This window comes from Glutamicibacter halophytocola (assembly GCF_001302565.1).
Classification (GTDB): Bacteria; Actinomycetota; Actinomycetes; order Actinomycetales; family Micrococcaceae; genus Glutamicibacter; species Glutamicibacter halophytocola.
This window is the reverse complement of sequence record NZ_CP012750.1, coordinates 702,713-725,326: the sequence shown is the minus strand read 5'-3', so window position 1 is coordinate 725,326 and position 22,614 is coordinate 702,713. Positions and strand designations below refer to the sequence as shown.

At 58.5% G+C, this 22,614-nt stretch carries 18 protein-coding genes, 1 tRNA gene and 1 riboswitch; of the genes, 9 read left to right on the top strand and 10 right to left on the bottom strand.

Annotated features, from left to right (window positions below; genetic code table 11):
- Positions 1-47 precede the first annotated feature (47 nt).
- From AOZ07_RS03470 to AOZ07_RS03455, 4 genes are all read right to left on the bottom strand, one after another.
- Positions 48-1,691, bottom strand: a complete 1,644-nt coding sequence (locus AOZ07_RS03470; RefSeq protein ID WP_060700723.1) for a thiamine pyrophosphate-binding protein — start codon at positions 1,689-1,691, stop codon at positions 48-50.
- Entirely contained in the window at positions 1,691-2,677 is a 987-nt protein-coding gene (speB, locus tag AOZ07_RS03465; RefSeq protein WP_060703281.1) for an agmatinase, read from the bottom strand. The genes AOZ07_RS03470 and speB overlap by 1 nt, the downstream gene beginning before the upstream one ends.
- 305 nt (positions 2,678-2,982) lie before the next feature.
- Complete coding sequence (locus AOZ07_RS03460; RefSeq protein ID WP_194943780.1) at positions 2,983-3,399, bottom strand: hypothetical protein; 417 nt, start codon at positions 3,397-3,399, stop codon at positions 2,983-2,985.
- Positions 3,400-3,495: 96 nt separating this feature from the next.
- Complete coding sequence (locus AOZ07_RS03455; RefSeq protein ID WP_060700721.1) at positions 3,496-4,059, bottom strand: helix-turn-helix domain-containing protein; 564 nt, start codon at positions 4,057-4,059, stop codon at positions 3,496-3,498.
- A 175-nt stretch (positions 4,060-4,234) separates the two neighbouring features.
- Here AOZ07_RS03455 and AOZ07_RS03450 point away from each other — a divergent pair, with 175 nt between their 5' ends.
- The 3 genes from AOZ07_RS03450 to AOZ07_RS03440 all read left to right on the top strand — a co-directional run bounded on the left by AOZ07_RS03450 (position 4,235) and on the right by AOZ07_RS03440 (position 6,443).
- On the top strand, positions 4,235-4,819 hold the full coding sequence (locus AOZ07_RS03450) for a DinB family protein (RefSeq protein ID WP_060700720.1): 585 nt from the start codon (positions 4,235-4,237) through the stop codon (positions 4,817-4,819).
- A gap of 72 nt (positions 4,820-4,891) precedes the next feature.
- Positions 4,892-5,004: riboswitch (SAM riboswitch) on the top strand.
- A 13-nt stretch (positions 5,005-5,017) separates the two neighbouring features.
- Positions 5,018-5,284 carry a hypothetical protein gene (locus AOZ07_RS03445; RefSeq protein WP_060700719.1) on the top strand — a complete coding sequence of 89 codons (267 nt, stop codon included), beginning with the start codon at positions 5,018-5,020 and terminating at the stop codon, positions 5,282-5,284.
- 55 nt (positions 5,285-5,339) lie between these two features.
- Positions 5,340-6,443 (top strand): VIT1/CCC1 transporter family protein, encoded by a 1,104-nt coding sequence (locus tag AOZ07_RS03440; protein WP_060700718.1) that lies wholly within the window; start codon positions 5,340-5,342, stop codon positions 6,441-6,443.
- Positions 6,444-6,520: 77 nt separating this feature from the next.
- Here the strand turns inward: AOZ07_RS03440 and AOZ07_RS03435 are convergent, their stop codons facing one another.
- Positions 6,521-7,699 (bottom strand): LOG family protein, encoded by a 1,179-nt coding sequence (locus tag AOZ07_RS03435; protein WP_075972407.1) that lies wholly within the window; start codon positions 7,697-7,699, stop codon positions 6,521-6,523.
- 86 nt (positions 7,700-7,785) lie between these two features.
- Between AOZ07_RS03435 and AOZ07_RS03430 the strand changes: the two genes are divergently transcribed.
- The 3 genes from AOZ07_RS03430 (at position 7,786) to AOZ07_RS03420 (ending at position 13,701) form a co-directional block, all read left to right on the top strand.
- Positions 7,786-11,133 carry a DEAD/DEAH box helicase gene (locus AOZ07_RS03430; RefSeq protein ID WP_060700717.1) on the top strand — a complete coding sequence of 1,116 codons (3,348 nt, stop codon included), beginning with the start codon at positions 7,786-7,788 and terminating at the stop codon, positions 11,131-11,133.
- A gap of 162 nt (positions 11,134-11,295) precedes the next feature.
- Entirely contained in the window at positions 11,296-11,580 is a 285-nt protein-coding gene (locus AOZ07_RS03425) for a hypothetical protein (protein WP_146277698.1), read from the top strand.
- A gap of 570 nt (positions 11,581-12,150) precedes the next feature.
- Positions 12,151-13,701 (top strand): MFS transporter, encoded by a 1,551-nt coding sequence (locus AOZ07_RS03420; protein ID WP_060700715.1) that lies wholly within the window; start codon positions 12,151-12,153, stop codon positions 13,699-13,701.
- 208 nt (positions 13,702-13,909) lie between these two features.
- Here the strand turns inward: AOZ07_RS03420 and sucD are convergent, their stop codons facing one another.
- The 3 genes from sucD to pcrA form a co-directional block, all read right to left on the bottom strand.
- Positions 13,910-14,812 carry a succinate--CoA ligase subunit alpha gene (gene sucD, locus AOZ07_RS03415; RefSeq protein WP_060700714.1) on the bottom strand — a complete coding sequence of 301 codons (903 nt, stop codon included), beginning with the start codon at positions 14,810-14,812 and terminating at the stop codon, positions 13,910-13,912.
- A gap of 16 nt (positions 14,813-14,828) precedes the next feature.
- Positions 14,829-16,001, bottom strand: coding sequence for an ADP-forming succinate--CoA ligase subunit beta (gene sucC / locus AOZ07_RS03410; protein ID WP_060700713.1), 1,173 nt, complete (start codon positions 15,999-16,001; stop codon positions 14,829-14,831).
- Between the two features lie 241 nt (positions 16,002-16,242).
- Positions 16,243-18,621 carry a DNA helicase PcrA gene (gene pcrA / locus AOZ07_RS03405; protein WP_060700712.1) on the bottom strand — a complete coding sequence of 793 codons (2,379 nt, stop codon included), beginning with the start codon at positions 18,619-18,621 and terminating at the stop codon, positions 16,243-16,245.
- A gap of 83 nt (positions 18,622-18,704) precedes the next feature.
- Here pcrA and AOZ07_RS03400 point away from each other — a divergent pair, with 83 nt between their 5' ends.
- The 3 genes from AOZ07_RS03400 to AOZ07_RS03390 all read left to right on the top strand — a co-directional run bounded on the left by AOZ07_RS03400 (position 18,705) and on the right by AOZ07_RS03390 (position 19,943).
- Positions 18,705-19,367: a hypothetical protein gene (locus AOZ07_RS03400; RefSeq protein WP_146277696.1), complete on the top strand. Its 663-nt coding sequence runs from the start codon at positions 18,705-18,707 to the stop codon at positions 19,365-19,367.
- Between the two features lie 65 nt (positions 19,368-19,432).
- Positions 19,433-19,506 (top strand) — tRNA-Arg (locus AOZ07_RS03395).
- A gap of 230 nt (positions 19,507-19,736) precedes the next feature.
- Complete coding sequence (locus AOZ07_RS03390; protein WP_060700710.1) at positions 19,737-19,943, top strand: hypothetical protein; 207 nt, start codon at positions 19,737-19,739, stop codon at positions 19,941-19,943.
- A gap of 50 nt (positions 19,944-19,993) precedes the next feature.
- Here AOZ07_RS03390 and AOZ07_RS03385 read toward each other — a convergent pair whose 3' ends face one another.
- Positions 19,994-20,587, bottom strand: coding sequence for a recombinase family protein (locus AOZ07_RS03385; RefSeq protein WP_236995253.1), 594 nt, complete (start codon positions 20,585-20,587; stop codon positions 19,994-19,996).
- A 201-nt stretch (positions 20,588-20,788) separates the two neighbouring features.
- A complete protein-coding gene (locus AOZ07_RS03380; RefSeq protein WP_060700708.1) occupies positions 20,789-22,573 on the bottom strand; it encodes a DUF262 domain-containing protein in 1,785 nt (594 codons plus the stop codon).
- Positions 22,574-22,614 lie beyond the last annotated feature (41 nt).

The following is a 22,614-nucleotide window of genomic DNA, read 5'->3' as shown; positions in this document are numbered from 1 at the left end:
CCAACGTTCCGAGGCCACCATATTTTTGCCGGCACTCGGCACTGCCTTTACAGGTGCGTTGGGGCGAACATCTTGAGCAGAGTTTTGACCACGATGACATTCGGCCCTTGCCCGGCCAGCGCTTCTTCGAGGGCGTCGCCAATCTGCTCGACGGCCACCTCGCGGGCAGGAACGCCAAAGGATTGGGCCAGCGCCACAAAATCGGGCCGCGCCAGTTCGGTGGCCGTCGCCTTGCCAAAAGCGCCTTCCATATATTCGCGCAGGATGCCGTAGCCGCCGTCGTCAACGATCAGCCAGGTCACCGGGGCCTGATGCTGCTTGGCGGTAGCCAGCTCGGCGATCGAATACATCGATGAGCCATCGCCGCTCACCGCGAGCACTCGCTGGCCGGTGCCGATGGCCCCGCCAATGGCCGAGGGGAAGCCGAAGCCCAGGCCGCCGGCACCCTGTGCCGAGTGGAACTGGCCCTCCTTCGCATCCCAGCAGCTCCAGCCCCAATAGGCCGCGATGGTCATGTCCCAGAAGGTCTGCATCCGGGCCGGAACCGCTGCACGGATATCGGCCATGAACTTTCGCTCCTTGGCCAAATCCTGCCCGTCAAGACGAGCCTGGATCTTCTCCAGGGTCTGCGCCACCACCTGCACTGGGCTCTGGCCATGCCAGGAGGCCCGCGGGGCGAAACCGGCGGCGTGCAACTGGCGATCAAGGAATTTCAAGGCTTCGCGGGCATCGGCGCGGATTCCCAGGGCCGGGGTATTGGATTCCAGCACTCGAGGCTCGGCGTCGATCTGGATCATCTTGCCGCGCGGTTCCAGGGTGAAGTAATTGCTGGTCACTTCCCCCAGGGCCGAGCCGATGACCAGCAAGACGTCTGCATCTTCCATAATCTGAGTGGCGTGGCGATCCTCAACCCACGATTGCAAGGACAATTCGTGGTTCCAGGGGAACGCTCCATTGCCGCCGGGGCTGGAGAGCACCGGTGCCTGCAGGGTTTCGGCCACCGCGAGCAATTCGGCCTGGCCGCCGGCACGACGCACCCCGCCACCGGCGATAATCGCCGGGCGGTCTGCGAGGGAAAGCCAATTGACCGCTTCGCGGATCAATTCCTCGCGCGGCGGGTGCTCATAGGCTTCGGCCAAGGCATCCTGCACCGGCGGGACCATCACCTGGGCCAAGAGCACATCCTGCGGGACTTCCACCCAGACCGGGCCCATGGGCACGGTGATGGCGCGTGCCCAGGCATCCTGAATGGCCGAGGGAATGCCCGAGGCATGGTGCACGGTCTGCTGGAACTTGGTGACGTTGGCGGCCGAGGCCTTCTGGTCATCGAGCTGGTGCAGCATGCCCTTGCGGCGCGCACCCAGGCCGTCGAGCGGAATCTGGCTGGCGATGACGACCATGGGCACGCCGGTGGCGTAGGCTTCCTGCAGCCCGGCCAGCGAGGTCAGCGCCCCGGGACCGGTGGACAGGAAGAGCACGCCCACCTCTCCGGTGGCGCGGGAGTAGCCGTCGGCCGCGAAGGCGGAGTTGTTTTCCACGCGCGAGGAGACAAACTCCAAGGTGGAACGTGAGAGCGCGTCGAACAGCCCCAAGGCGTGCTGTCCGGGAATGCCGAACACGGTTTTGGCGCCCAGCGCGGTGAGGGTCTCAATGACCAGGTCGCCGCCGTTGCGTTGAGGCTGTTCGCTCATTACTTGTTCAGCCCCTGGTTAGCCCGGAAGTCGCTGATCAAGCTGATCAGGTCGTAGGTGACATGGCTGGCAGCCACGCCGGTCAGCTCCGCGTGGTCATAGGCCGGAGCGACCTCGACGATGTCGGCGCCCACGATGTTCAGCCCGCGCAGGCCGCGCAGGATCTCAAGCAGTTCGCGGCTGGTGATGCCGCCGGCCTCGGGGGTGCCGGTGCCCGGGGCGTGGGCCGGATCCAGCACGTCGATGTCCACCGAGATGTACAGCGGGCGGTTGCCGATGCGCATCCGCAGCTTGTCCACGATTTCACGCACGCCCTGGTAGTAGACATCCGAGCTGGTCACGATGCCGAAGCCGAAGCGCTTGTCGTCTTCCAGGTCCTTCTTGCCGTACAGCGGGCCGCGGGTTCCCACATGGCAGATGGCCTCGGTGTCCAGGATGCCTTCTTCCACCGCGCGGCGGAAGGGGGTGCCGTGGGTGTATTCGGCGCCGAAGTAGGTGTCCCAGGTGTCCAGGTGGGCGTCGAAGTGCAGCATGGCGACCGGGGCGCCAGCGCGCTGGGATGCCGCGCGCAGCAGTGGCAGCGCAATGGTGTGGTCGCCGCCGATGGTGACCAGGCTCGAACCGTCCGCGGTCAGCTCCAGCGCCTCGTGCTCGATGGTCTCGATGGCTTCGTTGATGTTGAACGGGTTCACCGCGAGGTCGCCTGCGTCCACCACCTGGCTCTGCGCAAACGGCGAGGTGTCGGTGGCAGGGTTGTACGGGCGGATCAGGCGCGAGGATTCGCGCACGTGGTTGGCGCCGAAGCGCGCCCCGGGCCGGTAGGAGACACCGGTGTCAAAAGGCACGCCGATGATCTTGATATCCGCGTTCTGGACCTGGTCCAGGCGGGGCAGCCGGGCATAGGTTCCGGCCCCCGCATAGCGCGGGATGACCGCTGCGTTGATCGGACCCAGATGGCCGTTTTCCTCAATGCGGACTTCTTTCATGTTCTTGCCCTCCCGGCGTTTCACGGCTTTCACCGTAGTTGCCCAATATGAAACTTCAGTTTCCTATTATGCTATTTTGTTGGCGCGGTCACGTCAAGGCTTAAGCCATGGATCCGGGAGCTGGGGCGCGCAAAAGGGCAGAATGCCGCCGCCAGGGCATGCGGGGGCAGGGTTCAGCGCTGCGGCAATTGGCACGCGGTCCTATCCGGGGAGGAGCAGCGTGAGTGATGGCCCGGGGGCCGGTGCAAGAAAGGAGCTGGATCGCTGGGCCAGTTGGCTGGCGCAGCGGCATGATCGCCGGAAGACTAGGCGCCGCGGAAGTTCTTCGTGCTGGCATTAACCAGCGAACGATCGATTTCATGGATCGCCACGCAGAACCCGGCGGAGAGGATCAGGGACTTGAGCATGAGCTCGGAGAGGTCATCGGCTACGTAGACCAGTTGCAGGGGCCCGACCAGGATCATGAGAATGATCGCCCAGAAGGCATATAGCCACGAAACGCGGGCCTGCGCCATTTGCGGGAAGCGGGCCCTGCGCCGAATGGTCCGCAGGCCGAGCACCACAATCACCACCGCGATAATAACCGCCCCGATGAAAAAGAAATTGCGCTGCGTGCGGATCCACGTCAGGGTCGTGCCGGCAAGAAGTCCGACAAGCACCGAAGCCCACCAGCTGATGCAGCGAAGCTGATCCCGTGCGCCAGTATCCTCGCTAGTCCTCACGCCACTCCCATCGATCACCGCACTGTGTGCGCACGCCGAGCACACCTTTTTAGAATACGCGCTCCACAGCACCGCAACGAAAAGGAGCGCTTGAAGCTAGAGGATCAAGGTCCAGGTCACCAGGGCTGCCTCATCGGACTCGTTTTCCCAGCTGTGCGGCTCGCGCCCGGGAAAGGTCATGGTGTCCCCGGCCTGGAGCTCAACACGCTGCTCGGGCAGCACGAGGGTGAATTTCCCGGCGATCACATGGAGCACTTCCAACTCGCAGTCCACCGAATACAGCTCGGCTTCGCCGGAGCCCTTGGGAGCGATTTCGGCTCGGATCATCTGCACGCGCTTCTCGCTGCGCGGCGTCACCAGCTGCTCGGTGATCCCCTCCCCGCCCAGCGACACCCGCGGCGCTTCTTCCAGCCGCACCAGCATGGTTTCGGGCACTTCAAATAGCGTGCCCACCTCGATGCCGAGCACCTCGCACAATTTCAGCAGCGTGGAGACCGAGGGGCTGGTGAGATCTCGCTCAACACGCGAGAGGAAGCCCTTGGTCAGCCCAGACAGCTCAGCGACCTGGTCGATGGTCATTCGCTGCCGCTGGCGCACCCCGCGCAACCGCGAACCGATATTGATCGCGGCACCGCTTGATTCCACGGGCAGGGTCTTCATGCTTTCGCTCCATCACTTCGCTTGTTGCGGCACGCCAGCAGCCAAAGGGGCGCTCCGAAAAGGCTGCGGCGGCAAGTTTACCAATAGTAAACAGAGCATAGCGCGAGTCCTGCAAATATGCCGTGTCCCACACGTTCCGCGCTCCAGATCCCCACACGCTGGCTAGACTCTGATCATGGATCACAGCAAGGAACTGCTCCAGGAATATCTCTCCGACGCGCGCGACGCAGTCATCTACAAGGCCCAGGGGCTGAGCGCACAGCTGGCACGCAAACCGCTGACGCCCACCGGAACGCACATCCTCGGCGTCGTCCACCACCTGGCCATCACCGAGTACGGGTATTTTGCCCAATGCCTCGGCCGCACAGTGGATGACCCCTATATCCAAGAGCTTCTGGATGCCGATGACCCGCAGGCCGACTTCCTGCCGCCGGCCCGCTTCAGCGCCAGCGGGATTATCGAGCTGTACCGGGAGTCAACCGCCTTCTCGGATGCTGGCATCAGGGCTTTGCCGCTCAGCGCTCCCGTCGAAGTGCCCTGGTGGATCCGCCGCCGGCACACCACGCTGGAACATCTCATGGTGCACATGATCGCGGAAACCTCCCGGCACGCCGGCCACCTCGACATCGTGCGCGAACAGCTTGATGGCTTCACCGGCTTGCGCCCCGAAGCGCCCAACCTCCCGGACTATTCCGCAGCGCAATGGGCCCAGCAGTTCGAATCGATCAACCGCCTCGCCATCGGTGATGACCACCAGTAGCCAGGAGCCCAGGTCATATTACGGAACAGGCCTTCATCGCGGACAGCGCAGGCGGTAGCATCACAAGTGTTGCTTCACGAGACACGGCGCCAAGCTCCGACTGGCCGTGCACCAACCCCAGATTCATGGGTGGTTCGGATGAAGAAGCGGTCCGTTCACACACTGTGCTCGGGCAAGAACACAGCGAGAGCGCATCACATGGCCTATTCCGTCCTGCCCATCGTCGACCGCCGAACCGGCCAAGTGCAATTCAAGGTCCACGGACTCTGGCATATCTGCTACGTCGGCGATCCAATTCTGCTCGAACAGCTCCTGGCCCGCTGCGCACGCCGCCCGGTCTTCGATCCGGAAACTTCCCAGCTGCTCCTGGGCGTTGCCGCCGCAGGGGAACCGCAGGGGCGCAACGCCGCTTTTAGCCTTGCCAAATTCCCAACGCCCCATCCCCTTACTAAAATCGGTAGCTGACCCGTTCACCGAGTTTCGACAAGAAATTCGACCTGCCAAGAGAGCTGTTTTCGTGATGTCGAACCAGTCAGCAACCGAACCTACCCGTGCCCAAGTCCAGCGCTGGCGAAAATACCTGGCCGATGAAGTCGCCGAAGGCGCCATCTACCGCACCCTGGCCCAGAAGAAATCCGGGCAGGAAAGGCAGATCCTGCTGGGACTCGCCGAAGCCGAAGCGCGGCATGAGGCGCACTGGCGGGCCAAGCTGGGCGAACACGCCAAGCCGGTCCGCCCATCATTGCGCCGCACGATCTTGCGCTTCTTGGCCCGCAATTTCGGCTCGGTCTTCGTGCTGGCCATGGCACAGCGCTCCGAGAGCAATTCGCCGTACCGCGACGACAAGGACGCGACCGCGCAAATGGCCGCCGACGAACAGGTGCATGAAGAAGTAGTCCGCGCACTGGCCACCGCCGGCCGGGCTCAGCTCTCGGGCAACTTCCGCGCCGCGGTTTTTGGCGCGAATGACGGCCTGGTCTCCAACCTCGCCCTGATCATGGGCATCGGCGCCACCGGGGTATCCTCCACCTTCGTGCTCTTTTCCGGCATCGCCGGGCTCTTGGCCGGAGCGCTATCCATGGCGGCCGGCGAATTCGTCTCCGTGCGGTCCCAGCGCGAGCTTCTCACCGCTTCACGGCCCACCCAGGTGACGCTGACGGCAGCACCCAACCTCGATTTGGCGTCCAACGAGCTGGTGCTGATCTACAAGGCCCGCGGCATGAGCGATGAAGATGCCGAACACCGCGCCGCAGAACGCATGGGGCTTTTCACCTGTGATTGCAACCCCGCCTTCTCGCTGAACCCCGAGGAACGCGCAGAGGAATTGGAAAACGAACACGAAGAGCTCGGCTCGGCCACCGGCGCGGCAGCCACTTCCTTCTGCCTCTTCGCTTCCGGCGCCATCATCCCGATCCTGCCCTATATCTTCGGTCTCGGCGGCTTGGCGGCCGTGGCCATCTCCGTGATCCTGGTGGGGATCGCCTTGATGATCACCGGAGCCATCGTCGGCCTGCTCTCCGGAGCCTCGCCGCTCAAGCGCGGCCTGCGCCAGCTGGCCATTGGATGGGGCGCCGCAGCGGTCACCTACTGCCTGGGCCTGCTCTTCGACGTGCAGGTGGCATGACCGGCTGTTGGCTCGGCTTCAATCGCCCATGACCCCGCGGCATCATCTGATGCCGCGGGGTCATTTGCTTGGGGGCGCTACCAGCGTGTGCGCCGGCGCAGCGTGCTCATGGAGCTGATGAACTCCATCGCCTCGGCCGCGGTGTCCACCAGGGCAATCTTTTCTCCCATCACCCGATCGGCGGCTAGCGCCTGGAGCAGCGGCCACACCGGCAGGGTCCTGGTCCAGTATTCACGGCCGAACAGGACCATGGGAACCACCCGGGCGCCGGTGGCATAGTAGTTTTCGCAGGCATCCTGGAAGATCTCCTGAACCGTGCCGGCGGATCCGGGCAAGACAATCAGCCCGCCATTGGACTGCTCCAGGAGAATTGCCTCGCGGATGGAGTTGGCGAAGAACTTTGCGATCTTCGTGGCAAAAAGATTTGGCGGTTCGTGGCCGTAAAACCATGTAGGCACCCCCAATGACTGCTGCGAGCTGGGGAAACGATCCTTGACGGCGAGCGCGGTCCTGGCCCATCCGGTGCGCTGGTGAATGGCGTCGGGCTGTTCGGCGAGCATTTCCAGGGCAAGGTTGAGATCCTTTTGCTGGTAGCCTGCCAGCCATGCCCCGGCATTGGCAGCTTCCATGGCTCCCGGTCCCCCGCCAGTGGCCACGCCATAGCCGGCCCGGGTAATCAATTGGCCCAGTTCCACTGTTTGCGCGTACTCGCGTGAACCGCGGCGCATCGCATGGCCGCCCATAACCCCGATGAGCGGGGAATCCTTGAACACGCCCTCATAGACTTCCGAAATCAAAGCCTGCCCAACGTGGTGATCATGCAGGGTCCTGGCCATCGCATCTTCGGGATTCAGCGCAGCCGGTGCGGTGTGCTGTTGCGAATAGGCGTAGATCTTCGCATCCGGGACCTGTTCGTAGCCCTGCGCGCGGATCCCTTCATAGAGTTCTTCCGGGGTATACAAGCTGCGTTCCCCCGTGGTGAAGGGCAGTTCTTCGCCAGAGCTCATGCACAGGCCACCGGTCGCCTGAACCAGTTCCCGCCCATGCTGCGAGTATTGGCAATCGATGAAGATCGCTTCCGACAGGTCCAGGGAGCGAAGGACGGAGTCCCGTTCACGCAGATCAACCCGATGCACGCGCCAGCTGAATCCGCGGGGGTGGAGGGAGGAAAGCGCGTCGGAAGCCAAGCGATCAAACTCGACGAGCGAGGTGATATTCACTGCCCTCGCCGGTAGATAAGGCCAGATGTGCGACATGCGTCAACGCTACGTCATAGATAGTGATTATTCACAGACAGGCCCTTGAACTTTCACCGCGGGCCGGAACGTGAAACGATGAGAGGATGAGTGATTCTGTTCCCCCAACCATCGACGCGCGCCACTTGCTGCGCTATCTGGGCGATGTCCCTTTCTTTTACGGAAAGAACATAGCAGCTGAAGAAAATTCTGTGGTTGACGTGGAATTTGATGAATCCACCCGGCAGATCGAAGGCACCGTGCGTGCTAACGGCGAAGAATTTTCGCCGATGATCCAGGTTCAAATGGCCGGCGACGACTGGCAAATCGAGCTTTGCGAGTGCACGTGCGACAAGCCCGGCATCTGCGCGCACATTGCCGCCTTGGCCATCGTCTCGAACAAGATTGCTTCGCAGCCGCGCCTTGTGGCCGTGCCGGAAGAAAAAAGCTCGGCCGCATGGGCCCAGCAAATCGACTCGTGGTTCCAGCCCTCTGAACCTGGCCCAGCCGACGGGCTGCTCGGCTCGCAGCACGACCCCGTGGTAGCCATGGGTTTGCAATTCATGCTCTTCGATGCGAAGAACACCACGCAGCAACAACAGTGGATGCCGACCGGCACCATTCCGCATCCCACCCGCAATAAGCGATTCCGCCTGGGCGTGCGGCCGATGGTCCGCAATACCGAAGGCCGCTGGGTTCGCGGGCAGCTGCGCTGGACCACCCTGGGCTTCAAGACCTATGGCTGGAATTTGTTGCGCTCGCAGCACCACTGGTTCACCCGTTTTGCGTCCATGGCCCGCAGCGATACCCAGTTGCAATTCAAGGTGGATGAAGACTGGCTATTCATGGACGAATACGCTTCCGACCTGCTGTGGCCACTGCTTCAGCAGGCTCAGGAGCTGGGCATTGAGCTCATCTCCACACGCTCCGAACAGCGCATTCGAATCGTTGACCCGGCCAGCTTCAGCATGCAGGCGACGCTCGATGACCAGTTGATGCAGCTGAGCGGCATTTTGCATGTCGACGGCCAGGACCTGGTGCTTGATTCCGAGTCGCCTAGCGGCGTTATTGCAGATCATGGGTTCTATGCGCAGTTGGGCCAGCCTGACGAGATCTGGTTGGCTCCGAGCAAGGAACCCGTGGCAGAGGCGCACCGCCGCTGGTACGTTGACCGTCGCCCGGTGGCCATTCCGGTCGCGGAAATCGACAGCTTCTTCGATTCGGTCTATCCGCGTCTAGCGCGCCGCTTTGATCTGCGCAGTGCCAGCGAGGAACTGGTGCTCCCGGACTTGAAGCCCCCATATGTGCAGGCTACGGTCACCTACAAGCGCGATGTGAATGACAAGGGCGAGCCGAATGACTCGGCAACCTTGGAATTCCAGATCCGCTATCCCGGGGTTCCGGATCAGCACGAAGTCTACGATCGTGAAATCGAAGAACAGCTTCGCGCAGCTATTGATGAGGTCTTCCTGCAGACTACAGAAACGGGGAATCCCGATCTTTCACCCAAGTTCTACTCGGGCGAAAGCGTCATTACCTTTGTCTCTGAAATCTTGCCTGCCATCGAGAGCCTGCCAATAGTGAAGCTGAGCGAAAAGGGCACCCGGCCGGTATTCCGGCAACTGCGCGAGCTTCCCCAGCTGAAGATCAACGCGGTCAACCACGAGCGCACTGACTGGCTGGATCTGGGATTGCTGATCACCGTTGGCGACCACGAGGTTCCTTTTTCACAAATCGTTGAGGCCATGAGCAATGGCCAGATGAAGATCAAGCTCCCGGACAATACGTGGTTCTCCTTGAACCAGCCGCTGTTCGCCAAGCTCAAGGCCCTTGTTGATGAAGCCCAAGCACTCAACGACAAGCCAAAAGAAGGCGATCTGAAGCTTACGGTTTTCCAGATTTCCATTTTCGAGGAGCTCGATGAGCTCGCCGAAGGCATCGACGGCGCAGATTTGTTCATTGCGCGAATGCGTTCCCTGCTGAAGGTCGCTGAAGGCGAGCAGGCGTCCGTGCCTGAAACGCTGAACGCGCAATTGCGCCCTTATCAGGTTGACGGCTTCCGCTGGCTGAGCCGGCTGTATCAGGGCGGCTTTGGCGGCATCTTGGCCGACGATATGGGCTTGGGCAAAACCCTGCAGACCATCGCATTGATCCTGCATGCGCACGGGCTGTGGAATGACAGCGAGGCTTGCGCCAAGCTTCCGGCAGCCCAGCGCACTGCTGCCCCATTCCTTGTGGTTGCGCCAAGCTCGGTCGTCTCGAACTGGGAAACCGAAGTCAAGCGATTCGCTCCAAGCTTGCGCGTGACCAGCATTGAAGGAACGCTGAGTTCACCGCGGCAGCTCAGCGAGCTGGCGGAAAACTACGACGTCATCCTCACCACCTACACGCTGTTGCGCCTGAATGATGAGATTTATGAGGCGCAGCGCTTTGCTGGCCTGATCCTTGATGAGGCCCAGTTCGTGAAGAACCGCTCCACCAAGGCCCACCGCACTGCTGTGAACCTGCAGACCAACTTCAAGCTGGCCGTTACCGGTACCCCGATGGAGAACAATCTCTCTGAACTCGGTGCGCTGTTGTCGCTGGTGGCACCGGCCCTGTTCTTGAACACGAGCCGTTTCAACCGCCAATTCGCCCGCCCTATTGAAGTCCTGGGCGACAAGGAAACCCTGGCGTTGCTCCAGCGCCGGATCAAGCCGTTTATGCTGCGACGCACCAAGGAATCGGTGGTGCTCGATCTGCCAGCCAAGCAGGAACAGCAATTGCTCGTCCGGCTCTCCGATGAGCATCAGCATGTTTATGACACCCATCTGAACCGTGAACGCCAGAAGATCCTGCACCTGGTGGAGGACTTGGATCGCAACCGCTTTACGATTTTCCAGTCCCTGACGCATCTGCGCATGCTTGCGCTGGAGCCTTCGCTGGTCGATCCCGAGCTATCGGATGTTCCGGGTTCGAAACTGGAAGCCTTATTTGATCAGCTTGATGATGTTCTGGGCGAGGGCCACCGCGCTCTGGTCTTCAGCCAATTCACTTCCTATCTGAAAGTGCTGGCCGAGAAGCTGACCGAGCGAGGCGTGAATTTCGTGTATCTCGACGGAAATACGCGTAATCGTTCCAAGGTCATCGAGCAGTTCAAGGAAGGCGAAGCTCCGCTGTTCTTGATCTCGCTGAAGGCTGGCGGCTTCGGATTGAACCTGACTGAAGCAGATTACTGCTTCCTGCTCGACCCCTGGTGGAATCCTGCAGTTGAGGCGCAGGCTATTGACCGCACGCACCGTATCGGCCAAACTCGTCAGGTGATGGTTTACCGGATGATCTCCCAGGGCACCATCGAGGAAAAGGTTGTTGCGCTGCAGGAAAGCAAGCGCAAGCTGATCTCGACCGTTATGGACGAAGCTGATGGGTTCTCTAAGGCGCTCACTGCACAAGACATCCGAGGACTTCTCGAGTAACAGGTTGATTAATTCTCTGGGAATAAGAGACGACTGCTGGCCAGACGCGATATATTCAATATGTCAGTTGGTATGCGCTAATCCACACATAGTGCGCCCATCGGTCACTGGCCTGAGCGGATCCTCGCTGAGGCGAAACGAACGATAAAGGCGGTAATAACCGTGTCCCTGATTAAGTCGGAGACTATCAGTACCCCCGATGACGACTGGATGCGTGCATCGGTTAGTACGGAAAAAGATCGTGTGGTCATCGAAACTGGGCAGCAACGCTTGTCCTTGGAGAACGACCGCCTGCTGGAAAAAGTCCACCGGGTCCTGGCATCTCCGCTCGAAGAGATTTTTTACAACCCCAAGCACAGGATGCTTTTGATTCCTGGAGCTTTTGCCGTCATCGGTTCTTCGTTCCTGCGAATCGATGCAGAAGCGACTGTCGGCCTACGAAACTAGCAATCGCGCAAAATAGATGCCCCAAGATGCCCCACCGGCAGCCTTGGGGCGTTCTTGTATCTGCTCCAATGCACTAATCGGTGGGATGGACACATCGCCGCCTGGCGTTCCGCGAAGCAAAACCCTTCTCAAGGCACCACTGTGTCGAGCTAGTTTATTGCGTTTCCACAGATTTCCCGCCGTGTCGCATAGAGTCCTTCGCCACACTTTTATCGCTTCAACACCACACTTGGAAGTCCCCATGGATTCTTCTCGATGCCTATTGCCTTCAACTGTTTCAGCCGTTGCGCTTACCTCTTCAAGAGCGCTGCAAACGCCCCGCACGAAACGTGGAGGCAGGCCAACTTTGGGGGAAGTGGTCATTTTTTTGCTAGACTAGATAACTATCCGCTCAAGCGTTTCATCACTCGAGTCCCGTAATTAGGCGGTTTTTCGAGTAGGAATCTATCGATTTCGATGAGTCGCCCGGCGTCCAAACGTGACTTTAGCGAGTAATTTTTGACTCGCCTGCCACGACATGGAGGGCGCCGGTTCCACGACAAGATCAAGAAAGATACGAGGAGTGAAACTATGGAAGCAGCAAATCCACGTAAACAACTGTTCTTTAGAAAACGTCGCCTGAAAGTAGAAGATGTCAACGTTGTTGACAACTCAATGCTGAAGAAGGCTATCGGCGGAACTGTCGTCGGTAACCTCATGGAATGGTACGACGTTGGTGTCTATGGCTACTTGGCCGTCATTATCGGCAAGTTGTTCATGCCGGACACCGTTGACCCCGCAATCCAGACATTGTTCAGTCTCGGCGTATTCGCCGTAACCTTCGTTGCGCGCCCACTGGGCGGCGTGATTCTTGGACAACTAGGAGATCGCGTTGGCCGCCAGAAAATTCTGGTTTTCACCTTGCTCATGATGGCCCTGGCCACGTTCGGCATCGGCATCCTTCCGGATTACTCGGTATGGGGCGTAGCAGCACCAATTCTGCTCGTCGCGTTGAAGCTCATCCAGGGTTTCTCCACCGGCGGCGAGTACGCGGGTGCTACTACGTTCATTACCGAATATGCGCCTGACAAGCGACGCGGTTTTTTTGCCTCGCTTTTGGACCTTGGCTCCTACATGGGCTTCGCGTTGGGTGCGGCCTTTGTATCGATCCTGCAGCTCACCTTGGCCGAAGATGTCATGGAAGGATTCGCCTGGCGCATCCCATTCCTGGTCGCCTTGCCGCTGGGCGTCATCGCCTTGTGGTTCCGTTCCAAGATCGAGGATACCCCCGCGTTCAAGGAAGCCCAGGAAGCAGCCAACCGCGCCAGCGAAGATGCCAAGAACTCGCCTGATGCTCCCAAGGGTGTCATCGCCTTGGTCAAGTCCTATTGGCGTGAGCTTCTGACCGGCTTCGTCCTGGTTTCCGCAGCTAACACTGCTGGCTACGCTTTGACCAGCTACATGCCGACCTACCTGACCGAGACCCTTCATTATGACCCGGTCCACGGTAACCTTCTGACCCTGCCGATCCTTGTGGGCATGTCCTTGTGCATCCCGCTGGGCGGCAAGCTCTCAGATAGCATTGGCCGCCGCAAAGTGCTATTCATTGGTTCGGTCTCCGCGATCGTTCTGGCGATCCCTGCCTTCTTGTTCATGATGCACGGCGCTATCTGGTCCACGTTGGTTGGCCTGTCCCTGCTGGCGTTCCCTGTGACCTTCTACGTGGCTAACCTTGCCTCGTCGCTGCCGGCCTTGTTCCCAACCGCTTCGCGCTACGGTGGAATGGGCATCTCGTACAACTTCGCAGTAGCGATCTTTGGCGGTTTTGCTCCATTTATCATGCAGGCTTTGGTGACTGTGACCTCGTCGTCGCTGGCACCGGCATTCTGGGTGATGGGCACGTCAGTAGCCGGGTTCATCGCGGTGTGCTTCCTCAAGGAATCTGCGCGCAAGCCGCTGCCGGGTTCGCTGCCTTCGGTTGCCACCGAAGAAGAAGCGATTGAACTGGTCAAGACCCAGGAGGAGAATCCTGATCTTGATGTTGAGGAGCTGTTCGAGCAGGTTCCAGCCCTTGAGGAAAGCTACCAGCTGGAATTGACTGAGCAGGGCAAATCCGGCAAGGACTTGTCGGCGCAGCCGTAGAGCGCCTTCGAGACCCTGCACGCTATCCCTGCTTCGGCAATGCTGCGCCTGCGGGCGTCGCTTACTGGATAGCAAAGGGGAAGTCCGCCAGTCCGGCGGACTTCCCCTTTTCTGCGCTCTCAGGCCCGCTGGCCGTCGATGACGCCATATGGGTAAAGAAGAGCCCCGGGTCAAGGACCCGGGGCAGAACTTCTAGCTCAGCGTCAGCTTAGAGAGCAGCGAAAACTTCGCGCAGCAGCACAGCAGTCTCCGAAGGAGTCTTGCCGACCTTCACGCCAGCAGCTTCCAATGCTTCCTTCTTGGCCTGGGCGGTGCCAGCCGAGCCGGAAACGATGGCGCCTGCATGGCCCATGGTCTTGCCCTCAGGAGCGGTGAAGCCAGCCACGTAGCCAACAACTGGCTTGGTGACGTTGGCCTTGATGTAATCAGCTGCGCGCTCTTCAGCGTCGCCACCGATTTCACCGATCATGACGATGGCCTTGGTCTCTGGGTCAGCTTCGAAAGCGGCCAGTGCGTCGATGTGGGTGGTGCCGATCACTGGGTCACCGCCGATGCCGATTGCGGTCGAGAAGCCCAGATCGCGCAGTTCGTACATCATCTGGTAGGTCAGGGTGCCGGACTTGGAAACCAAGCCGATTGGGCCCTTGCCGGTGATGTTGTTCGGGGTGATGCCGACCAGTGCTTCACCTGGGGTGATGATACCTGGGCAGTTAGGACCGATGATGCGGGTGATCTGGTTGCCGTCGGCGTCAACCTTCGACTGCGCCAGAGCCCAGAACTCAGCGGAGTCCTGTACTGGAACACCTTCGGTGATGACAACAACGAGACCGATTTCAGCCTCGATAGCCTCAACGACTGCGTCCTTGGTGAACTTTGGTGGCACGAAGACGATCGATACGTCAGCGCCGGTCTCGGCCTTGGCTTCTGCCACGGTGCCGAACACCTTGATGTCCTGGTCACCGTGGGTGACGGTGGTGCCAGCCTTGCGGGCGTTAACGCCGCCAACAATGTTGGTGCCAGCCTTGAGCATCAGGGCGGTGTGCTTGGTGCCTTCGCCGCCGGTGATGCCCTGGACGATGACCTTGGAGTCCTTGTTCAGGTAAATGCTCATTGTTCGCTTATCCCTCTTACTTCGCTGCGTTGGCGAGCTCGGCAGCCTTGTCGGCGCCCTCATCCATGGTTGCTGCCAGGGTGACCAACGGGTGGTTGGCCTGGGCCAAGATGGCACGACCCTCTTCAACGTTGTTGCCGTCCAGGCGGACAACCAGTGGCTTGTTCGCCGAGTCGCCCAGGGTGTTCAGCGCGCCAACGATGCCGTTTGCGACAGCGTCACAAGCGGTGATGCCGCCGAAGACGTTGACGAAGACCGACTTGACCTGTGGGTCGTTCAGGATGACGTCCAGGCCGTTGGCCATGACCTCAGCCGAAGCTCCACCACCGATGTCAAGGAAGTTTGCAGGCTTGACCGAACCGTGGTTCTCGCCAGCGTAGGCAACGACGTCCAGGGTGGACATAACCAGGCCAGCACCGTTACCGATGATGCCTACTTCGCCGTCCAGCTTGACGTAGTTCAGGCCAGCGGCCTTTGCCTTGGCTTCCAGTGGATCGGCTGCGCCCTTGTCTTCCAGCTCTTCGTGAGCTGGGTGGCGAACCTCGGAAGCGTTGTCATCCAGGGAGACCTTGCCGTCCAGCGCAACGATGTCGCCGGCGCCGGTCTTCACCAGTGGGTTGACCTCAACGAGGGTTGCGTCTTCTTCCTTGAAAACAACCCAAAGCTTCTGGATGGTTTCTGCAACCTTGGCACGCAGTTCTTCTGGGAAGTTTGCGGTCTCAACGATCTCGGCAGCCTTGGCTGCGTCGATGCCAACGATTGGGTCCACTGCGACCTTGGCCAGAGCCTCTGGGCGCTCAACTGCGAGCACCTCGATCTCCATGCCGCCTTCAACCGAGCACATTGCAAGGTAGTTGCGGTTCGCGCGGTCCAGCAGCACCGAGAAGTAGAACTCCTCAGCGATGTCGGCGCCCTGAGCAATCATGACCTTGTTAACGGTGTGGCCCTTGATGTCCATACCGAGAATGTTGGATGCGTGCTCAAAAGCCTCATCGGCGGTCTTAGCGACCTTAACGCCGCCAGCCTTGCCACGGCCACCGACCTTGACCTGTGCCTTTACTACAACAACGCCGCCGATCTTCTCAGCTGCGGCTTTGGCTTCTTCCGGGGTGTAAGCGACGATACCGGCAAGCACGGGAACGCCGTGTGCCTCGAATAGATCGCGCGCCTGGTACTCATACAGGTCCACGGGTTTGTGTCCTTCGTTCGAAGTTCATGCTGACTCGCGGCATGGCCATGGACCGAAATCCATCCCATACCTAAGAGAGCGCACCGCAACAAACGGACGTCATAAGGCGCCGTAGCCCGTGCGCACCTCTCAGACTATCCCGACTTCCGCAAAGTTCCCACTTTTACAACACGTAGAGAAACCGCGGGATTACGCCGAGAACCAAGGAAATGTGACGAAGAAAACTCGGTCTTCCGGTTGACTACTCGACGATTTCAAGTGGCGCGTAGCGCAGCAGCAAACGCTTTTCAGAATCAGGGAACTGGACCTTGGCCACGGTCTTGTCGCCGGCACCTTCCAAAGCAATAACAGTTCCCAAGCCAAAGGCGGAATGCTTGACCGATTGGCCGACCTTCGGAACGGTGATGTCCTTATTTTGCACCACGCGTTGCTTGGATACTGGGGCCGCGTTATGCCCGCGCTGTGGCGTGCTGCCAGAAGTTCCGGCGCCCCAGTGACTTCCACGCTCATATCTGCTCGTGGCGAAATTCACCGCTGCGTTACCAAAGCCGAAGCCCATTCCGCCGCCAGATCCTTCACGTTTCCAGTCGATCAGCTCGCTCGGAACCTCTTCTAGGAACTGGCTCGCAGGGTTGTACTGGGCCTGCCCCCAGAGGCTGCGCTGTTCTGCGCGGGTCAGGTACAGGCGTTCGCGGGCACGGGTCAGCCCCACATAGGCCAGGCGGCGCTCTTCTGCCAGTTCCTTTTCATCGGTCATCGAACGCTGATGCGGGAATACACCGTGCTCCATACCGGTCAGGAATACGACAGGGAATTCCAAGCCCTTGGCTGTATGCAGGGTCATCAACGTGACCATGCCTTCTTGCGCGGCCATGGCAGCGCCTTCGTCATCGCTCGGAGCCTCGGGAATCTGATCAGCGTCGGCGACCAGAGCCACACGTTCCAGGAATCCAGCCAGTCCGCCTTCAGGATCTTCATTGACGAAGTCCCGAACCACGGCGACCAGCTCGGCCAAGTTCTCGACCCGGGATTCATCCTGGGGGTCTGTCGACAACCGCAGGTTCTCCAGGTAGCCGGTCTGTTCCAGCACCGCTTCGAGCGCTTCAGCCGGGCCGGATCCTTCGGCAACGGTTTGCAGGTCATCGATCAGCGAAACAAATGCAGCGGTCATCTTGATGCCGCGGGTCCCCAAGCCAGGAGCTTCATCCGAACGGCGCAGGGCCTCCATAAAGGAAATGCGTTCCCGGTCCGCCAGCGCTGCAACGGCGCCTTCAGCGCGATCCCCGATGCCACGCTTCGGCTCGTTGAGGATACGCCGGACGTTAATGTCGTCCTCCGGGTTCACCAAAACGCGCAGGTAGGCCAGCGCATCCTTGATTTCCTTGCGGTCGTAGAACCTTGTTCCGCCAACAACGCGGTATTTGAGGTCAACGCGCATCAGTTGTTCCTCCAACGCGCGCGATTGGGCGTTGGTGCGGTAGAAGATCGCCACGTCGCCGGGGCGAACGTCGTTTTCGTCGTTGAGCCGCAGGATCTCCTCAGCAATCCACCGTGCCTCGTCGGATTCCGATTCGCCGACGTATCCCGTGATCTGTTCGCCGTCGCCGCTCGCAGTCCACAGCCGCTTGTCGTTGCGGTCCGGATTGCGCTTGATGACTTCGTTGGCCGCGGAGAGGATCGTCTGCGTAGAGCGGTAATTTTGCTCCAGCTTAATCGTCGCCGCGTTGGGATAGTCTTTTTCAAATTCGATGATGTTGCGGATATCTGCGCCACGGAATGCGTAAATGGACTGGTCAGAGTCACCAACTACCGTCAGCTCACCAGGTGTCGTCTCCCCTTCGATGCCGGTCAGCTCGCGGATCAGCGAATACTGGGCGTGGTTTGTATCTTGGTATTCGTCGATCAGCACGTGGCGGAATCGACGCCGGTATTTGTCGGCGACCCTTGGGAAGGCCCTGAACATGAAGACCACCTGGCCGATTAGGTCATCGAAATCGAGCGCATTGGCCGAACGCATCCGCCGGGTGTAGCCGCGGTAGACCTCGGCGACGGCCCGAGAAAACGGGTCGTTGGTGTTAATGGTCGATGCATAATCTTCGTCGTCGATGAGTTCGTTCTTCAACGAGGAAATTTTGTGCGCTATGGCCTTGGGAGTGAATCGCTTCGGGTCGATTTCCAAGGACTTGGCCACCAGGGTGATCAACCGGAGGGAATCGGTTGAATCATAGATGGAAAAGTTCGATTTAAGGCCAATGGTTGCGGCTTCACGACGAAGGATGCGAACGCACGAAGAGTGGAAGGTTGAGATCCACATTTTTTTTGCTTGCTCTTCCCCGATCAGCTCCGCAGCTCGCTCGCGCATTTCTGCGGCGGCCTTGTTGGTGAAGGTAATTGCCAGGATCTCATGGGGGCGCGCACGACCCGTGGCCAATAGATAGGCAATACGGTGCGTGAGAACACGGGTTTTCCCCGATCCGGCTCCTGCCACGATCAGCAAGGGGCCGCCGGCGTAGCGGACGGCTTCTTCCTGCTGCGGATTCATGCCCTGCAGTAGGTCTTCTGCACTGGGCATTACCTGCGGTGTGGTGTCGGTGGCGAAATCATCAAAAAGAAAATCCATGATGTAGCCAGTCTACGTGGCGCTGCAGACACTTTCAGTGCTTGCAGAAAAGTACCGGTCCAGGCACAGGCATAATGGACTATATGGCAAAGCAGGTCAAAAAAACCAAAGAGTATCGCAAGCCTGGTCACTTCAATAACCAGCAGCCCGCATCGTCCGACGCTGCAGTGGCGCGACCCACGACCAAGATTGACTCACAGGAAAACAAGTCGAACCCGATGATTCTCATCTCGGTTGGTCTGGTTGTCTGTTTGGCGCTCTTCACGTACTACCACTTGCTCACCATGTTCCAGATGAAGGATCTGAGTGATGCGTTGCCCATGCCTGATCAGCGGATCTTCGGATACACCGTGGCAGATATCGAGGCGCTGCGAGGTGCCATGGATTCGGATGCCGTCGGGCAGTTGAATTACCTGCACAAGACCGCAGGTTTCCTCTTTCCGATGTTCACGGCTGTCTTCTCGATGCTGCTGTTCATCCGCTGGATTCCTAATCGACAAACGCGTTGGCTGGCGTGGTTGGCTCCACTAGGCTTCGCTGTTGCTGATATTTGGGAGAACTTCGCCATCGATGCACTGTTCAACCATGATCTCAGCGCAGGTGCAGTCCTGCTCGCTTCAATTTTGACTACGGTCCGCTGGGCACTGCTGATTATTACCGCTGGTCTGGTCGTCGGGCTGGGTGCTGTCCGAGCGAATCGAGGGCTGAAGCGCAAGATGCTGGCAATTCGTGAGGGCACTAGCTAGGCGGCTACGTGAAATTTACCCTCAGCATCCTTGTAGGATAGTGTTGTTGGTGTTTTCACGCCCATGCCTCTGTAGCTCAGTAGGATAGAGCGACCCTCTCCTAAAGGGTAGGCCGTCGGTTCGATTCCGGCCAGGGGCACAGCAAGAAAAGGCCCTGCATCCCAGTAAATATAAGGGATGCAGGGCCTTTGCTGTACCTAAGATGGTTTGTCGCTTGATTGTTTTTGAGTCGTGTGCTTACCCGTGTCTTACCGGCTTTTGAAAGCCTTATCGTAACTTTTTCGTAAGTTCCCGAGTGGCCAAGCTGGCAATGTTCGCACTAATCAGCCCGGCCTCGCCGGGCTGGCACTAACACTAGGGTCAACCTCCATGACTAATGAGTCCTTTGAACTGTTGTTAGATACGCCAGAGCTAGCCATCGCACTAATCGACGGCACCCTATACGCCAGCACCATGCACACCGAAGCAACTGACGACGAGATCCTAATAGCAGCAGCCACCGCAGCAGCCCATCAGTTGCCACCAGAGCCACGCAAAAAGCTAACACCGCTGGACTGGACACCGCCAGTCAACTAACCCCAGATACAGTAAGAGGGGCCCGGCGTTAGCCGGGCCCCTCTTACTGTCTAGCGCAGATCCACACCTAGCGCCTTAGCCCTGCGCCATAGCGTTTGGTAGCTTACGCCGCGTGCCTCAGCCGCAGCCGCAGCACTCACGCCTGTAGCGATCTCAGCGATAGCGCCGTGCACCTGATCATCTGTCAGCTTCACACGGCGACCGCCCAGGTCGCCACCCTTAGCGCGACGCTTAGCCACACTGTCGCGAGTGCGTTCACGCTTCACCTCTAGTTCCATCTGTGCCAGCGCTGCCATAACGGTAAACATCATCTTGCCCATGGGGCTAGACGTGTCAACGTCGCCGCCCCCTAGATTCAAGACGCGCAGATTGACAGCGCTATCCTGAAGCTCAGTAGCCAGCGCGAGCATGGCCTCGGTCGACCGACCTAGCCGGTCAAGCGTAGTAATCACCAAAGTGTCGCCGCTGCGCAGCATGGCCCGCGCTTGATCCAATGCGGGGCGGCTAGCCTTAGCACCGCTAACGCCGTTGTCCACGAATAGATCCGAAGGCAGTACGCCAGCCGCCAGCAGGTCGGCCTGCTGCCGTTCCGTATCCTGTGAGCCAGTAGAGACACGTGCATATCCAATGAGCTTGGAAGTCAAAAGTTGGATCTCCTCATCCATAACAAAACCGATGATGCTTACATCAAACGTAACACACAGTTTCGTTATGGTGTTGCGTTATGTCAGATCCGCTTGTTTCCGTGCGGCCAGCCATAACGCTAGAAACATAACGCAACCGATCGGATTTGTTAGTTCTTATATCTTTCTGGAAAGAAGGATCTAAGCAGCCCACCTGGACATTTAACTGAACCGTTTGAATATCTCCACGACTTCCGGTCCCTTAGCAATCTCCGTTGAATTACCACGTCGATAATAGAAGTCACCTCCAAATGACGTGGGGTGATCCATCGCTACTGGGTTCATGGACCATAGCAAGTAATCCCTGTAGTGAAACGGCTGAAGGCTTTCAGCCAGCGAGTTAGCGAAATCCTGCTCCAAGTCAGAGTTTCGGATTTGCTGAACCAACCATCGATAGTGATCGTCGACGGATCTATCTAGGAGGTCCATTTCATGCTGGGTTCCGGTGACGATAAATTGGTTCAACTTGTGCCCCGAGATACCGTACAACTGTTCAATGCGTTGCGCATCAGCAGCTTGATCGGCTACACCGAAAAATATGTAGCCCGTTACACCAGGTTTTCGGTTGGCCATTGCACTGGCCGTTCTCAAAACCTTTGCAAACGACGTTTCATCTAGGGCACCTGTCGCATCCATCCGAGTAAAGCCCTGTTTCAGTTCGAACATGGCGCTCTCCGTAAGCGCCATGTTCATTTCCATTTCAAACTGCAACGAGAGTTCTTGCTTTCTCACAGATACAGCATCGTCCTTGCGCTTAAAGAACTTTTCCAGCTGCGCTATTACCGAGCTATTCAGCCCCTCTTTACGCTTACCGCTCCAGTTCCCTCCGCCTCCCGTTATAGTTAATTCTCTGTCCCAAAATCCGTGCAAAGCGTCTGTCAGGCCTGGAAAATCATCGACTACCATGTTTTTCTGAAATTGAATGTCATGTAGCGCGATGAATAGTGCGTGAAAATAGCGTGGGATTCCTCGCGGATTAGACTGAGTGATCATCCAAGTGGCCAGACTTGAACCGGACAAATCAACGACTTTTCGAATAATATCAAGTGTTTCAACGAACCTATTAGAGATAGTCTCGATACCCACCGACTTAATCCTTGATTCCACAGCAGGCAACGAAGTGGCAGAGCTTACGTCTCTTCCGTATGCAGCATTTCGATAAACACTTCCTGTGACAGGCAACGGGCGAATAAGAATATCCAGGAGCAGATCTAGAACTAGCTCCTCATCCCTAGATTCCCTCACAGAATCTTTATCGAGAATTCCATTCTTGACCCAAAATATGGAATCATCTGCGATTCCATAAGGTAAGTTACGGCTAGTGATACTAATTTTCGGCATTTCCTTCAATGGAAGTATGTCCGTGAGAGTGGCATCCCCCCTTACTCCGGCGCTTAGGCGACGTACCAAGTTAGCCAAGCTCGAGGTAACACCCGCTTGACGGATTTCCTGAAGACTCAACTTACGCCCAGAAGAGTTGATACGTCGAAATACTTCATCCACAGACGATTCGGTCGCCGACCTATATATGGATATCGGCAGTTGATAATTCACTATTGCCAAGCAGGTGCTGCGTGGCAAGGTTGGCGTCTTCTGGACGAGAAGATTTGAGTCACGTAAATACTTTGTATCTGCCAAGGACTCAAGATCGAAGTAGGCCCCCTCATATGAGAACTCATTTTCAATGAATGCGAATATCGCATTAAGCCGCTGAAGACCGTCGATAATCTCAAAGGAAGAAGACCGATCCTCCTGATGCTCAGCCAATAGAATGAGCGGGATTGGAAGCTGGGCAATAATCGAGTCAATCAAACGTTCTTTCTCATCAACAGCCCAAACAAGTTTCCGCTGATACCGTCGATTGACGAGAAAAGTGTCTTTTGCGTATTGCGTATAGAGCGACTGTAAGCTCTGACCCTGGACGGTTAATTCCGTTGCTTCAACCAATGTGTTCCTTACTAACTAGGCACTGATATTCGTGTACTAAC